The sequence below is a fragment of the Streptomyces sp. NPDC002513 genome, assembly GCF_053595355.1.
Window position 1 is genome coordinate 41,040 of sequence record NZ_JBSFXK010000020.1, and the last position, 15,216, is coordinate 56,255.

The window sequence follows — 15,216 nt, forward strand, 5'->3', positions numbered from 1 at the left end:
CCGTGCAGAAGAGGGCGGCTGCCGAAGCATGAGGCTTCCGGGGCGGGAAGGCCCAGGCAGCGTGGTGGGACGGTTTCGCTCATGACGGCCGGATGGCGATCGTGTGACGGACGGTGCCATGGACATGCTCGGGCGCACAGGGACTGAATAGGCTCCGAACGGATCTCGTGCCCCTATGACTTGGAGCTCTCGTGCACCGCAGACTCATCGCACCGGGCGCACTCGCGGCGGCCTCCCTGTTGCTGGCGATCCCGGCATCGGCGGCCGGCTTCCAGCCCGGCGCTCCGGGGATCGGCGACCCCTATTACCCGTACTACGGCAACGGCGGATACGACGTCTCCCACTACGACCTGCGGCTGACGTACCAGCCGCGGTCGGACGAACTGGAGGGCACCGCGACGATCCTCGCGAGGACGACGCAGGACCTGTCCCGGTTCGACCTGGACTTTCTGCTCGATGTCAGCGAGGTGCGGGTGAACGGCGCGAAGGCGGCCTTCGCCACCTCCGGCCAGCACGAACTGGTGATCACCCCGGCCGCCCCGCTGCTGAAGGGCACGCCCGTCACCGTCGTGGTGCGCTACCGCGGGGTGCCGTCCACGAAGAGCGCGTACGGCTTCACCACCTGGCACCGCACCCCGGACGGCGCCGTCGCGGCCGACGAGCCCGAGTCGGCGTGGTGGTGGTTCCCGAGCAACGACCACCCGCTCGACAAGGCGACGTACGACGTGTCGGTGGCCGTGCCGGACGGCACCCAGGCGATCTCCAACGGCACGCTGCAGTCGACGAGTTCGAAGCTCGGCTGGACCCGCTACAACTGGCGGTCCGGCAAGCCGCAGGCGACGTATCTGGCCACGCTCGCGATCGGCAGGTTCGACATCACAACCGGGACGACGTCGGCCGGCGTCCCGGTCATCAACGCGTACAGCAAGGACCTCGGCGACAACGACGGGGCGGCGCGGGCGAGCGTGGAGCGGACCGGGGAGATCGTCGACTGGCTGACGGGCTACCTCGGGCCGTACCCGTTCGACTCGGTCGGCGGATACGTGCCGAACACCACCACCGGGTACGCGCTGGAGACGCAGACCCGCGTCTACTACAGCCCGAAGCAGTTCGCGAACGGCTCGAACACGTCGGTCGTCGTGCACGAGCTGGCGCACCAGTGGTACGGCGACGACGTGTCGCTGAAGGGCTGGAAGGACATCTGGATCAACGAGGGCTTCGCGCGGTACGCCCAGTGGCTGTGGTCGGAGCACGAGGGCGAGGGCACGGCACAGGAGCTGGCGGACTACGTGTACGCCTCGCACCCGGCCGACGACGCGTTCTGGACGGTCAGGCCCGGTGACCCGGGCCCTGACCACCAGTTCGACGCGGCGGTCTACGACCGGGGGGCGCTCGCCGTCCAGACGCTGCGCAACGCGGTCGGGGACGACGCGTTCTTCGCCATCCTGAAGGGCTGGCCCAAGGAGCACGCGTACGGCAACGCGTCGGTCGCCGACTTCCAGGCCTACGCGGAGAAGGTGTCCGGGAAGCCGCTGGCCGCGCTCTTCGACACCTGGCTGTTCCAGCCGTCGAAGCCGGCCGCGACCGCGGCGCGCGCCGCGATGGCCGCTCGGGCGGCCACCGCTCCCGTCCGGCCCAAGTCGTGGAAGCAGATCGAGGCGACGAACGGCGTCCACGCGGGCTGATCAGCCGCGTGCCGCCGGAAGTCCGGGCCGGACCAGCGCGGTCCGGCCCGCCCGGCCGGCTCCGGCTCCGGCTCCGGCTCCGGCTCCGCGGTGTGGACGCGGAGCCGGACCCCGGGCGGCCGGAGGGCGCCACCGACGGCGCGGTGGCGCCACCCCGGACACACGCGGTCCCCGGCATGACGCCACCGTGGAAGGCCCCACTGGCAGTGGGGGGTGAGCCGCTACTTCGTCAGGTCGCTCAGCTCCTGGTCCGAGCCCGCCGCGATCCTGCGGCGCAGTGCGAACCAGCCGCCGACGAGCAGCGCCGCCACCACCGGGATGAGGAGCAGTGTCTTGCGGCCGACCTCGGGGTCGTTCCCCATCAGGCCGAGCACGGCCACCAGGAAGGCCACGGTCACGATCTCCGTCACCGGGCTGCCGGGCAGCCGGAAGGACGGCCGGGTGACCAGCCCCGCCTTGGCGCGGCGGACGAAGACCAGGTGGCAGACCATGATGATCACCCAGGTGCTGATGATGCCGAGGGACGCCACGTTCAGCACGATCTCGAACGCCTGGCTCGGCACGAGGTAGTTCAGGCCGACGCCGAGCACACAGACCGCGCAGGTGAGCAGGATGCCGCCGTAGGGGACCTGGCTGCGGTTCATCCGTGCCGTGAACTTGGGCGCCGAACCCGCCATGGCCATGGAGCGCAGGATGCGGCCGGTGGAGTAGAGGCCGGAGTTCAGCGAGGACATCGCGGCCGTCAGCACGACCAGGTTCATCACGTCGCCGGCGCCCTGGACACCGATCTTCGACAGCACGGTGACGAAGGGGCTCTGGTCCGCGGAGTACACGGAGCCCGGCAGCAGCAGCGCGAGCAGGATCACCGAACCGACGTAGAAGAGACCCACCCGCCACATGATCGAGTTCACCGCGCGCGGGACGACCTTCTCCGGCTCGGCGGTCTCGCCCGCGGCGACACCGACCAGTTCGAGCGCCGCGTAGGCGAAGATCACGCCCTGCATCACGAGGACGACGGGCATGACGCCGTGCGGGAAGACACCGCCGTGGTCGGTGATCAGGCTCAGACCCGGCGTCCGGCCGCCGACCTCGTGCTGCGTGGCCAGCAGGAAGATGCCGACGAACATGAAGCTCACCAGCGTGGCGACCTTGATGATGGCGAACCAGAACTCCATCTCGCCGAAGATCTTCACCGAGATCAGGTTCACGGCCAGGACGACCGCGAGGGCGATCAGGGCGAGCACCCACTGCGGGATCGAGGTGAAGAAGCTCCAGTAGTGGGTGTACAGCGCGATCGCGGTGATGTCGGCGATACCGGTCGTCGACCAGTTGAGGAAGTACATCCAGCCGGCGACGTAGGCGCCCTTCTCGCCGAGGAACTCGCGCGCGTACGACACGAAGGAACCGGACGACGGCCGGTACAGCACCAGCTCGCCGAGGGCACGGACGACGAAGAAGGCGAAGACGCCGCACACCAGGTAGGCCAGCGCGAGAGCGGGTCCCGCGTTGTGCAGCCGGCCGCCCGCGCCCAGGAAGAGACCCGTGCCGATCGCTCCGCCGATCGCGATCATGTTGACGTGGCGGTGCTTGAGGTCCTTGCTGTAGCCGGCATCGCCCGCGTCCGCGGGCGTCCGGGCCGCATCCTGGACGGATGCAACCGCAGACGTGTTCACGGCGTCCTTGCTCACCAGGGGATCTACTCTCTGCTGCGCCCGGCGCGGGGATGGTGCGCGGGTGTCCGGATGGGGCACGGCCCGGCCACCGCTGACGCAGCGCAGACCAAGGGGTCACTTTCCCTCGCCGATCACCCCGTTTGCGATGGCGCACGTCACATAGCGGCACTTCTCACGTGATCACCACATTCCTGTCGCCTGTTCGCCACAAGCCCGTGCTGAGTCCGTTCCACTGTCACAGCGGTGGTGGGACAGCGATACTGCTGCACATGACGACCGAGACCGAGGAGCCGACGCTCACCGTCGACGAGCTGGCCGCGCGTGCGGGCGTCACGGTCCGCACCGTCCGCTTCTACAGCGCCAAGGGCCTGCTTCCGCCGCCCGTGATCGGCCCCCGGCGGGTGGGCCGCTACGGGCAGGCGCACCTGGCCCGGCTCGCGCTCATCGAGGAGTTGCAGCGCCAGGGCATGACGCTGGCCGCGATCGAGCGCCATCTGCGGCAGCTGCCGGCGGACCTGAGCGCGCGGGACCTCGCCATCCACCGGGCGGTCGTGGCGTCCTGGGCGCCGGACACGGTCGAGACGATGACGCGCGAGGAACTTCGGCGACGGGCGGGGCGGCCGCTCGGTGCGGAGGACCTGACGCGGCTGGCGGCGATGGGCGTGGCCGTGCCGGACGACGACGAAGACGCGTACCGCGTGGATCCGGGGCTGCTGCGGCTCGGTGTCGAGCTGCTCGACGTGCCTCTCGGTCTGGACACGGTCCTCGCCGCCCGGGGGGTGCTGACCGAGCACTCGCGTGCGGCGGCGCGCGCGTTGTCGCGGCTGCTGCGGGAGGCGGTCGCCGAGCGCGACGCCACGGAGGTGAAGTCGCTCTCGGCCCATATGCAGCCGCTGGTGGTGCAGGCCCTGCTCACCACGTTCCAGCGCTCCCTGAGGGAGGAGCTGCGCGAGTGGCTCACGGACGGGGAGCCGGCGCGGGAGTCCTGAAGGCCCGCGGGATTCAGGTCGGGACGCGCGGCCGAGGGGGCCCGGCGCAGGAACCGGGCCCCGGCGTCCCTGGACGGCTCAGCGCGCGTCGGTGAAGCGCTCGCCCTTCTCCGCCTTCTCCACCAGCAGCGCGGGCGGTGTGAACCGCTCGCCGTAGCGCTCGGCGAGCTGCCGGGCTCGGGCCACGAAGCCGGGCAGGCCGGTTCCGACCCCGGCGCCGCCCTCGTAGCCGTTGATGTACTGCAGGACACCGCCCGTCCAGCCGGGGAAGCCGATCCCGAAGATCGAGCCGATGTTTGCGTCGGCAACGGACGTCAGCACGCCCTCCTCCAGGAGCCGGACCGTGTCCAGCGCCTCGGAGAACAGCATGCGCTCCTGCATGTCCTCGAACGGGATCGTGTGCCCCGGCTTGGTGAAGTGCTCCCGCAGGCCCGGCCACAGCCGGCCGCGCGTGCCGTCCTCGCCGTAGTCGTAGAAGCCGGCGCCGCCGCTGCGGCCGGTGCGCCCGAACTCGTCGACCATGCGGTCGATGACGGCCTCGGCCGGGTGCGTGGTCCAGGTGCCGCCCGCCTCCTCGACGGCCCGCTTCGACTCGTTCCGGATCTTGCGCGGCAGGGTGAGCGTCAGCTCGTCCATCAGGGACAGCACCTTCGCCGGATAGCCCGCCTGCGCCGCCGCCTGCTCGACGGAGGCGGGCTCGAGGCCCTCGCCGACCATCGCGACGCCTTCGTTGATGAAGTGGCCGATGACCCGGGAGGTGAAGAAGCCGCGCGAGTCGTTGACGACGATCGGCGTCTTGTTGATCTGCCGGACCAGGTCGAAGGCGCGCGCCAGCGCCGCGTCACCGGTCCGCTCGCCCTTGATGATCTCGACGAGCGGCATCTTGTCGACGGGGGAGAAGAAGTGCAGCCCGATGAAGTCGGACTGCCGCTCCACGCCCTCGGCGAGTGCGGTGATCGGGAGGGTGGAGGTGTTGGAGCACAGCAGCGCGTCGGGCTCGACGATGTGCTCGATCTCCTGGAACACCTTGTGCTTGAGCGCCGGGTCCTCGAACACGGCCTCGATGACGGCGTCGCAGCCCGCGAGGTCGGCGGCCTCGGCGGTGGGCGTGATGCGGGCGAGCAGCGCGTCCGCCTTCTCCTGCGTCGTACGCCCCCTGGCGACCGCCTTGGCGCACAGCTTCTCCGAGTAGGCCTTGCCCCGGGCCGCCGCTTCCGGGGAGACGTCCTTGAGGACGACCTCGATGCCGGCGCGGGCGCAGGAGTAGGCGATGCCCGCGCCCATCATCCCGGCACCGAGGACGGCCACCCTGCGGACCTGGCGGGGCTCGATGCCCTTCGGGCGGTTGGCGCCGGAGTTGACCGCCTGGAGGTCGAAGAAGAACGCCTGGATCATGTTCTTCGCGGTCTGCCCGGTGACCAGCTCGGTGAAGTAGCGCGCCTCGATGGTCAGGGCGGTCGCGAAGTCGACCTGGGAGCCCTCGACGGCCGCCGCGAGGATGTTGCGCGGCGCCGGGTAGGGGGCGCCGTTCAGCTGCTTGCGGAGGTTGGCGGGGAAGGCGGGCAGGTTGGCGGCGAACTTCGGGTTGGACGGCGTACCGCCCGGGATCCGGTAGCCCGGCTTGTCCCAGGGCTGCTGCGACTCGGGGTGGGCGTCGATGAAGGCGCGGGCCTTGTCCAGCATCTCCTCGGGGGTGGCGGCCACGTCGTGGACGAGACCGTTCTCCAGGGCGCGCCGGGGCGAGTACTGGGTGCCCTGCAGCAGCACCTTGAGCAGCGCGTCGGCGATGCCCATCAGGCGCACGGTACGGGTGACGCCGCCGCCCGCCGGGAGCAGGCCGAGCGTGACCTCCGGCAGGCCGATCTTGGAGCCGGGGGCGTCTAGGGCGATGCGGTGGTGGGAGGCGAGCGCGATCTCGTAGCCGCCGCCCAGGGCCGAGCCGTTGATCGCCGCGACGACCGGCTTGCCCAGGGTCTCGATGCGGCGCAGGGAGTTCTTGATCGCCACACCGGTGTCGAAGACCTGCTGGGCGTCCTCGGGGCCGGCCTTGATCATGTCCTTGAGGTCGCCGCCGGCGAAGAAGGTCTTCTTCGCGGAGGTGTAGATGATGCCGCGGATGGAGTCCTTCTCGGCCTCGGCGCGCTCGGCGACCGCCGCGATCGACTCCGTGAACGCCTGGTTCATGGTGTTCGCGGACTGGTTCGGGTCGTCGAGGACGAGGGTGACGACGCCGGTGGCGTCCTGCTCCCAGCGGATGGTGGTGGGCTCAGTGCTCATCAGGGGTGCTCCGTAAGATCCGTTGATCCGTCGATCCGTTGATCCGTTGGGGGAAGGTCAGACGCGTTCGACGATGGTGGCGATGCCCATGCCGCCGCCCACGCACAGCGTGGCCAGCCCGTACCGCTTGTCCTGGCGCTCCAGCTCGTCCACCAGCGTGCCCAGCAGCATGGCGCCCGTCGCGCCGAGCGGGTGCCCCAGGGCGATGGCGCCGCCGTTGACGTTGATCTTGTCCAGGGACAGGTCCATGTCCTTCGCGAAGCGCAGCACGACCGCGGCGAACGCCTCGTTCATCTCGACCAGGTCGATGTCGTCGATCGTCAGCCCGGCCTTGGCGAGCGCCTTGCGGCTGGCGGGTGCGGGGCCGGTCAGCATGATCGTCGGCTCGGAGCCGGACACGGCCGCCGAGACGATCCGGGCCCGCGGCCGCAGCCCGTACCGCTCACCGATCTCCTTGGAGCCGATGGCGACGAGCGCCGCGCCGTCCACGATGCCGGAGGAGTTGCCCGCGTGGTGGACGTGGTTGATCTCCTCGATCCAGTGGTACCTCTGCAGCGCCACGGCGTCGAAGCCGCCGAGGTCGCCGATGTCCGCGAACGACGGCGAAAGCTTCGCGAGCGAGTCGGCCGTGGTGCCCGGCCGCATGTGCTCGTCGCGGTCGAGGACGACCAGTCCGCTGCGGTCCGTCACGGGGACCACGGACTTCTCGAAGCGGCCGTCCTTCCAGGCGGCCGCGGCCCGCTCCTGGGACAGCGCGGCGTATTCGTCGACGTCCCGCCGGGAGAAGCCCTCGACGGTGGCGATGAGGTCGGCGCTGATGCCCTGCGGCACGAAGTTGGTGGCCAGGTTCGTCATGGGGTCGGCGAACCAGGCGCCGCCGTCCGAGGCCATCGGCACCCGCGACATCGACTCGACGCCGCCCGCGAGCACCAGGTCCTCCCAGCCCGAGCGAACCTTCACGGCAGCCAGATTGACGGCCTCGAGACCGGACGCGCAGAAGCGGTTCTCCTGGAATCCGGCCACCGTGTCGGGCAGTCCGGCGGCGAGCGCGGAGATACGGGCGATGTCGGAGCCCTGGTCGCCGACCGGGCTGACGACGCCGAGCACGACGTCGTCGATCGCGGCCGGGTCGAGGTCCGGGAACCGCCGCCGGATCTCGTGGATCAGTCCCACCACCAGGTCGATGGGCTTGGTGCCGTGCAGGGCGCCGTTCACCTTGCCGCGTCCGCGCGGGGTGCGGATCGCGTCGTACACATACGCTTCGGTGCTCACTGGTAAGCCTTTCGGGAGGGTCGGCCGAGCGGGGGACGACCGGAGATCCTTTTCATGATCCCGGTGGTCCCGTCGGGGATGGTCGGAATACGGCCGTCGGTGCGGGCCCTGGCGGCGTGGTGGACGCGGTGCTCCGTGAGGGAGGCATACCCGCGGTGCGGCGTGCGACAGCGGTCCGTGGCCCGCGTCCGCGGTGCGGTCGACGAGGGACCCGGGCAGCGGGCCGACCCGGCGAGCGCGTTCGGGGACTCGTTCGAGGGCTTCATCCGTCGCCCTCCCGCACGAGTCCGGGTACGTCCCAGTCGCGCGCGACCTCCTCGGTGTCGGCGCCGGGCCGCGCCGGTCCGCCGCGTACCGCCGTCCGGGTGACCGAGAAGCGGGGTGCCGGCGCCGGCTGGGTGATGCCGGCGTGGTCGGTGAAGGTGCCACGGGCGGCGAGATGGGGGTGGGCGGGGGCCTCGCGGAGTGAGAGGACGGGCGCCACGCACGCGTCGGAGCCCTCGAAGAGAGCGGTCCACTCCTCACGGGTGCGCGTCTTGAATCGGGCGGCGACGGCCTCCCGCAGCTCGCCCCAGCGGGTCACGTCCGTGCGGGCCGGTGCCTGGTCGCCGAGGCCCAGCAGATCCACGAACTCCTCGTAGAACTGCTGCTCCAGGGCACCCACCGCCATGTACCGGCCGTCGGCCGTCTCGTAGGTGCCGTAGAAGGGGCAGCCGCCGTCGAGGAGGTTGACGCCCCGGCGGTCCTGCCAGCCACCGGCCGCGAGCATGCCGTGGATCATCGAGGCCAGGTGCGCGGCGCCGTCGACGATCGCCGCGTCCACGACCTGTCCCGTGCCCGTCGCGCGGGCGTGGTGGAGGGCGGCGAGGACGCCGACGACCAGATAGAGCGAGCCGCCCGCGTAGTCGCCGACGAGATTGGCGGGGACGGCGGGCGGCGCGTCCGGGGCGCCGATCAGGCCGAGCGTGCCGGTGACCGCGATGTACGCGATGTCGTGCCCGGCGCGCGGGGCCAGCGGGCCCTCCTGGCCCCAGCCGGTCATCCGGCCGTAGACGAGTCGCGGGTTGCGGGTGTGGCAGGTCTCGGGGCCGACGCCGAGGCGCTCGGCCACGCCGGGGCGGTAGCCCTCGATCAGGATGTCGGCGCGTTCCACCAGGTCGAGGACGCTGCCCAGGCCGTGCTCGGTCTTCAGGTCGACGATCACCGAGCGCTTGTTGCGGTTCGTGACGTCGAGCTCGGGGTTGATCGCGAGGCCCGGGCCGCCCGGCCGCTCGACCCGCACGACGTCCGCGCCGAGGTCGGCGAGGAGCATGGCGGCGAACGGGCCGGGCCCGATGCCCGCCAGCTCGACGACCCGCACGCCGGTCAGGGGTCCCTGCCCCGGCGACCCTGCCACTGCCATCAGGCCCCCAGCCTCGTGACATCACCGATGTGACACCACTGATGTTAAGAACGTGTTCCACTTCGGGCAAGAGCTGGACGAGCAAGCGCTTAGTCAAAGACGGCCGCAGAGCATCCGGTCGGCCGCCCCGGCCGCCGCCCGGAGGGACGAACCACCCGGTCGCGGGCCTTGCACCGACCTCGTCACTCGACGGTCCGGCTCTCACGCTAGCCTCAGCCACCGGCAACGGCACGGGCGGAGAGGTGTCATGGGCAGGCTGAAGACGGAGCGCGCGTACGACGTCGTGCTGTTCGGCGCCACGGGTTTCGTGGGTGCGCTCACCGCGCGGTACCTCGCCGCGCACGCTCCCGAGGGACTGCGCTGGGCACTGGCGGGCCGCAACTCCGAGAAGCTGGAGCGACTGCGGGAACGGCTGGCGGGGCCCGCCGGGCCCGGTGTGCTGCGGGCGGACGTCTCGGACCCGGAGTCGCTGCGCGAACTCGCCGGCTCCGCGCGCGTACTCGCCACCACGGTCGGGCCCTATCTGGAGTACGGCGAGGAGCTGGTGGCCGCCTGCGCCGACGCGGGCACCGACTATCTCGACCTCTGCGGCGAGGCCGAGTTCGTCGACCTCGTGTATGTGCGGCACGACGCACGCGCGCGGGAGACGGGGGCACGCCTCGTGCACGCGTGCGGGTTCGACTCCGTTCCGCACGACCTGGGGGCGTACTTCACCGTCCAGCAGCTGCCCGAGGGGTGCCGCTGAGGGTGGACGGATACATCCGTGCGGAGGGGATGTTCTCGGGCGGCACGTTCGCCTCCGCGCTCGGCCAGATGGCGCGCGGGCCGCAGCTGCTGGCGGCGGCCCGGGACCGCGCACGGTACGAGCCGCGCCTGCCGGGACGGCGGGCACAGGCTCCTCTCGGCGCACCTCGGTTCGCGCGGGAGGTCGGCGCCTGGGCGCTGCCGCTGCCGACCGTCGACGCCCAGGTGGTGCGCCGCTCGGCCCGGGCGCTGGAGCGGTACGGGCCGGACTTCCGCTACCGGCACTACGCGGCGGTCGCGACCCTGTCCTACGCGGTGGGCGGTGTCGTGGCCGCGGGCGCCCTGTTCACGGCCGCGCAACTGCCGCCCGCGCGGCAGTGGCTGTCGGACCGGCTCAGGCCCGGGGACGGGCCGGATCCCGAGAAGCGGGCCAAGAGCTGGTTCACGGTGCGGTTCGTGGGAGAGGGCGGCGGTCGGCGTGTGTACACGGAGGTCGCGGGCGGGGACCCGGGCTACGACGAGACGGCGAAGATGTTCGCCGAGTCGGCCCTGTCCCTCGCGCTCGACGAGCTGCCGCGCACGTCCGGCCAGGTGACGACCGCCGAGGCCCTGGGCAACGCCCTCATCGAGCGCCTGCGCACGGCGGGCATCACCTTCCGGGTGGCGGCGCGTCGGTAGCGCCGGGGCGCCGAAGACGCCCCCTGTGGCGTGCTGGACGGCTCAGCGCGGCACGCCCGCCCGGTGACGGCGGCTCGGGCGGTTCAGCGCGACGTGCCCGCTCGGCTGCTGCTGCGGCTCAGCCGGGCGCGCCCGCTCGGCCCACCGTCTCCTTCAGAGCGCGGCGGCACAGCGCGTCCGCGCGCCGGGTGGACTCCGGGAGGCGGTACTTCGGCGCCAGCGCGAGGGTGTGGGCGCAGGCGTGGTCGAGGCTGACGCGGTGTCCGACCGAGACGAACACCGGTTTGACGCCCGCCTGAGTGCGCACCGCACGGCCGACCTCGTCCGCGCCGGCGCGGAGGGGGCTCGTGCTGCCGCGCGGCCCGTCCGGCTCCTCGTAGGCGAAGGTGAAGGGATTCTTGGCCACGCCGATCGTGGGCAGCCCGGTGAGGACGCCGAGGTGGCTCGCCAGCCCGAAGCGGCGCGGATGGGCGAGGCCGTAGCCGTCGCACACCACCAGCCCGGGGTCCCGGTCGAGGGCGTCCAGGGCGGCCAGCACGGTGGGCACCTCGCGGAAGGCGAGCAGTCCGGGCACATACGGGAAGGAGACCTCGCCGACGGCGGTGGCCTCGGCGAGCACGGCGAGCGTGGCCGCGTCGAGCACGACGGCCGCCGCCGCGACCACGCCGCGCTCGTCGTCGTAGGCGACATCGACTCCCGTGACCCGGCCCGTTCCGGGTGGCGGCCCCGGTTCGTCCAGGACCACCCGGCCGCGCAGTTCGTCCTGGGCGGCCCGGGCTTCTTCCGCGGTCGCGGGCCACCCCGCGGGGATACGTACGATCGTCATGGTGGGGTCGAGCGTACGGCCCCGCGCTCCGGTGTCACGCGCCCAGCGCACGCTTCAGTTCGCTCTTGTTCATGTCCGAACGGCCTCGGATGTTGCGCCGCTTGGCCTCCTCGTAGAGCTGGTCGTACGTCGGCCCCTGGGAACCGTGGCCCGAGCGCTGTCCGCCTCGCCTGCCGGACGACATGTCCTTGAGGGACGTGCGGCTCGCGGTCTCGGACTCACCGGCACGGGCGCGTTCCTTGTTCACGGTGCGGGCCGCGATCTCCTCGGCGCGCTCCCTGCTCTCCCCCCGGTCGAGCGCGCTCTCCTTGATGTGCTCGTACTGACGTTCCCGCTTGGGGCTGGAGCCGCGTGGCATGACCGGTCACTTCCTCTCGGTGCGGATCTCCGCCGAGTACCCCTTCTCGCCGGGATCACCGTTCAGGGCTCCGGGCGGGCCGCCCGCCCGCCCCTTCGCGCCGGAAACCCGGCGGGACAGCGGCCGCACCGGACGGCCTCGCCCGGGAACCGCACATCCGCGCCCGGTGTCCTCTCGGGTGTCCCGGCGACCGCGGGACCGAAAAGATCCGTGACACCCGCCTCAGGGGCATGGTCTCGGTGACATAGGTCACTCGCCGTTCAGGCGCACGGATGGGCCGATTCCAGCGTCTCTTCAGGTGCCCGGTCCCATCCGCCCGAGTCCGTCCGTCCAGCCGTCACAAGGGAGCAAGGCGTTGTCCACCCTCATCGAGCAGCCCGTGGAGGCCCGTCTCGTCGCCGCCGCGCCGCGGATGCCGACCATTCCGGCCATGCTCCACTACGACCGGCGCGACCCGTTCGCCGTCCGTATGACCTTCCCGGCCCCCGCCACCCTCGAGGGTGTCGAGGTCTGCTGGAGCTTCGCCCGCGAGCTGCTCGCGGCCGGTCTGGAGGGCCCCGAGGGACACGGCGACGTCAGGGTGCGGCCCTACGGCTTCGACCGCACCGTCCTGGAGTTCCACGCCCCGCAGGGCACGGCCGTGGTGCACATCCACTCGCAGGAGGTCCGGCGCTTCCTGCAGCGGACCACGGAGCTGGTGCCGCTCGGTCTGGAGCACCTGCACGTGGACCTGGACCACGACCTGGCGGAGCTGATGCGGGACGCATGCTGACCTCACCTCCGCGACGGCCGTCGGCGCGCCACGGCGGGACCGGCCGCACGACGCCGCCCCTGGGGAGTGCCGCGTCCGGCGGTCAGCGGCCCGCCTCCGGCCGCCGGTCCAGCTCACCGTAAAAGAGTCCGCCGGCCGGTGTCCCGTGGCGCGGTGCGGGACTCGGGTATCCCGTACGGAGGTGCGGACGAACACCGGGCGCCCGCTGGACGCGGCTGGGGCCGCCGTTAATCGCGTTGACACCCCCCGGTCCCGTTCCTACCGTGGACCACGGTCCTGTTGCCGTCGATAGGAGAAGGACGTTGCTCGTCTGAGGTCTTGAGACACCGCGTCACACAGCGCTGTCCGTGTCTGTGTGCGTCGCGTGCGACCTCGGCGTACGAGCCGTCCCGTCCTTTCGGTGCGGGGCCCTTTCCGTGTCCTCGGACCGTCGCCCCTTGCGGTGTCTCACACGCGTTGCCCCCACCCGCTTCGAGCAACCGCGAGGCCCGTATGTCACCCACCCCTGCCATCACCCTTACCTCCCTGTCCTTTTCCTGGCCCGACGGCATCCCCGTCTTCGACGACCTCCAGCTCGCGATCGGCGCGGGCCGGACGGGGCTCGTCGGCGCCAACGGAGCGGGCAAGTCCACCCTCCTGAAGCTGATCGCCGGTGAACTCGTCCCGACCGGCGGCAGCGTGCGTGTCGCGGGCGAGGTCGGCTACCTGCCGCAGAACGTCACGCTCGACACCGCGCTGCGCGTGGACGAGGCGCTCGGCATCGCCGCGCAGCGCGCCGCACTGCACGCCATCGAGGCGGGCGACGTGGCCGAGGAGCACTTCACCACCGTCGGCGACGACTGGGACGTGGAGGAGCGCGCCGAGGCGATGCTCGGTGAACTCGGCCTCGGGCACATCGGCCTGGACCGCACCATCGGGGAGGTCTCGGGCGGCGAGTCCGTCCTGCTGCGGCTGGCCGCACTGCTGCTGCGCCGCCCCGAGGTGCTCCTGCTGGACGAGCCCACCAACAACCTCGACCTGTACGCGCGCCGGCGGCTGTACGCGGCGGTCGAGGCGTGGTCGGGGGTCATGGTGGTGGTCAGCCACGACCGTGACCTCCTGGACCTGGTCGACCAGATCGCGGACCTGCGCTCCGGAGAGGTCGTCTGGTTCGGCGGCACCTTCTCCGCCTACGAGGAGGCCCTGGCCGTCGAGCAGGAGGCGGCGGAGCGCATGGTGCGCGTCGCCGCGGCGGACTTCCGCAAGCAGAAGCGGGAACTGGCCGACGCCCAGGTCAAGCTGGCCCGCCGCAAGCGGTACGGCCAGCGGATGTGGGACAGCAAACGCGAACCGAAGATCGTCATGGGAGCGCGCAAGCGGGCGGCTCAGGAGTCCGCGGGCAAGCACCGCATCCTGCACGAGGAGCGGCTCGCCGAGGCCAGGGAGCGCCTCGACGAGGTGGCCGGTGCGGTACGGGACGACGACGAGATCCGTGTCGACCTGCCGTACACCGCCGTCCCGCCGGGCCGGTCGGTGCTCACGCTCAGGGATGTGGAACTGGCCTACGGCGCGCGGGTGGCCGGCAGCCTCGATGTGCACGGACCCGAGCGGATCGCGCTGATCGGGCGCAACGGCGCGGGCAAGACCACCCTGCTGCGGACGATCGCCGGCGAGCTTCAGCCGGTGGCGGGCGAGGTGACGGCGCATGTGCCGCTGCGTTTCCTGCCGCAGCGGCTGGACGTCCTCGACGACGGGCTGACGGTCACGCAGAACGTGGCGCGGTTCGCGCCGGGCGCCGGCGACAACCGGATCCGGGCGCGGCTGGCCCGCTTTCTGTTCCGTGGCACGCGGGCGGACCAGCCGGCCGGGACCCTGTCGGGCGGCGAGCGCTTCCGCGCGGCCCTGGCCGCGCTGATGCTCGCCGAGCCGGCGCCACAGCTCCTGATGCTCGACGAGCCCACCAACAACCTGGACATGGCGAGCGTGCGGCAGCTCACCACGGCCCTGGAGTCGTACGAGGGGGCGCTGATCGTGGCCGGGCACGATCTGCCGTTCCTGGAGTCGATCGGCATCACGCGCTGGCTGCTGTTCGACGGCGAACTCACGGCGACCACACCGGAAGCCGTCAGGCATCCGGCGTAGCACCGAAGGCCTCGGGGCCCTGGAACCTTGCCGGGTTCGCGGGGCCCCGGGCCCTCCCAGGCACGGTCGTCAAGACGTCCGGGGGGCGTGGGCAGGCCGCGTGTGCCGGGCGGGAAGCGGTGCGAACCCGGGGCTCGGTCCCCGGGGAACGGCCAGGTCCCGGTGGACATCAGCGAGTTCCGAGAAGCTGGAGGGCGGTGTGACGTGCCTCTCGGTGCGCCTGCGGGCGCTGTACCGCCGCCGACCCGCTGAGCGGCCTGTCTCCTTCGCCCCCGTGGCCCCCCGATCCCACGGGGTCTTCGGCGTACCCGTCGGCAGTCGCGGCCCCGTCGGACGCCCCATGAGGGCACCTGTCGGAGCACCCTGCCGACGCAGCGTTTTTACAGCGCGCTTAACCTACGGCTTCGTAACCTACGACC

General features: G+C 71.8%; 10 protein-coding genes and 1 pseudogene. 5 read left to right on the forward strand and 6 right to left on the reverse strand.

Annotated features, from left to right (window positions below; translation table 11 throughout):
• Nucleotides 1–191: 191 nt before the first annotated feature.
• A complete protein-coding gene (locus ACWD5Q_RS16045; protein ID WP_451427601.1) occupies nucleotides 192–1,685 on the forward strand; it encodes a M1 family metallopeptidase in 1,494 nt (497 codons plus the stop codon).
• Between the two features lie 221 nt (nucleotides 1,686–1,906).
• On the opposite strand, the gene ACWD5Q_RS16050 is transcribed toward ACWD5Q_RS16045, so the two are convergent.
• A complete protein-coding gene (locus tag ACWD5Q_RS16050; RefSeq protein WP_451427602.1) occupies nucleotides 1,907–3,373 on the reverse strand; it encodes an amino acid permease in 1,467 nt (488 codons plus the stop codon).
• Nucleotides 3,374–3,627: 254 nt separating this feature from the next.
• Here ACWD5Q_RS16050 and ACWD5Q_RS16055 point away from each other — a divergent pair, with 254 nt between their 5' ends.
• Nucleotides 3,628–4,347, forward strand: coding sequence for a MerR family transcriptional regulator (locus ACWD5Q_RS16055; protein WP_451427603.1), 720 nt, complete (start codon nucleotides 3,628–3,630; stop codon nucleotides 4,345–4,347).
• A 78-nt stretch (nucleotides 4,348–4,425) separates the two neighbouring features.
• Here the strand turns inward: ACWD5Q_RS16055 and ACWD5Q_RS16060 are convergent, their stop codons facing one another.
• The 3 genes from ACWD5Q_RS16060 to ACWD5Q_RS16070 all read right to left on the reverse strand — a co-directional run bounded on the left by ACWD5Q_RS16060 (nucleotide 4,426) and on the right by ACWD5Q_RS16070 (nucleotide 9,298).
• Nucleotides 4,426–6,624, reverse strand: a complete 2,199-nt coding sequence (locus ACWD5Q_RS16060; protein WP_451427604.1) for a 3-hydroxyacyl-CoA dehydrogenase NAD-binding domain-containing protein — start codon at nucleotides 6,622–6,624, stop codon at nucleotides 4,426–4,428.
• 57 nt (nucleotides 6,625–6,681) lie between these two features.
• Entirely contained in the window at nucleotides 6,682–7,896 is a 1,215-nt protein-coding gene (locus ACWD5Q_RS16065; protein WP_451427605.1) for an acetyl-CoA C-acetyltransferase, read from the reverse strand.
• 262 nt (nucleotides 7,897–8,158) lie between these two features.
• Nucleotides 8,159–9,298, reverse strand: coding sequence for a CaiB/BaiF CoA transferase family protein (locus ACWD5Q_RS16070; RefSeq protein WP_451427606.1), 1,140 nt, complete (start codon nucleotides 9,296–9,298; stop codon nucleotides 8,159–8,161).
• A gap of 247 nt (nucleotides 9,299–9,545) precedes the next feature.
• On the opposite strand from ACWD5Q_RS16070, the pseudogene ACWD5Q_RS16075 reads away from it, so the two are divergent.
• Nucleotides 9,546–10,720: pseudogene (locus ACWD5Q_RS16075) on the forward strand (saccharopine dehydrogenase family protein).
• Nucleotides 10,721–10,838: 118 nt separating this feature from the next.
• Here the strand turns inward: ACWD5Q_RS16075 and ACWD5Q_RS16080 are convergent.
• A complete protein-coding gene (locus ACWD5Q_RS16080) occupies nucleotides 10,839–11,546 on the reverse strand; it encodes an endonuclease V (RefSeq protein ID WP_451427607.1) in 708 nt (235 codons plus the stop codon).
• Nucleotides 11,547–11,580: 34 nt separating this feature from the next.
• Nucleotides 11,581–11,904, reverse strand: coding sequence for a plasmid stabilization protein (locus ACWD5Q_RS16085; RefSeq protein ID WP_451427608.1), 324 nt, complete (start codon nucleotides 11,902–11,904; stop codon nucleotides 11,581–11,583).
• Nucleotides 11,905–12,259: 355 nt separating this feature from the next.
• Between ACWD5Q_RS16085 and ACWD5Q_RS16090 the strand changes: the two genes are divergently transcribed.
• Together ACWD5Q_RS16090 and ACWD5Q_RS16095 are read left to right on the forward strand one after the other, a co-directional pair.
• Nucleotides 12,260–12,676, forward strand: a complete 417-nt coding sequence (locus ACWD5Q_RS16090; protein WP_451427609.1) for an SsgA family sporulation/cell division regulator — start codon at nucleotides 12,260–12,262, stop codon at nucleotides 12,674–12,676.
• Nucleotides 12,677–13,168: 492 nt separating this feature from the next.
• The gene (locus ACWD5Q_RS16095) at nucleotides 13,169–14,797 is read left to right on the forward strand and encodes an ABC-F family ATP-binding cassette domain-containing protein (protein ID WP_451427610.1); all 1,629 of its coding nucleotides are present in this window, start codon (nucleotides 13,169–13,171) and stop codon (nucleotides 14,795–14,797) included.
• The last annotated feature ends 419 nt before the right edge of the window (nucleotides 14,798–15,216 follow it).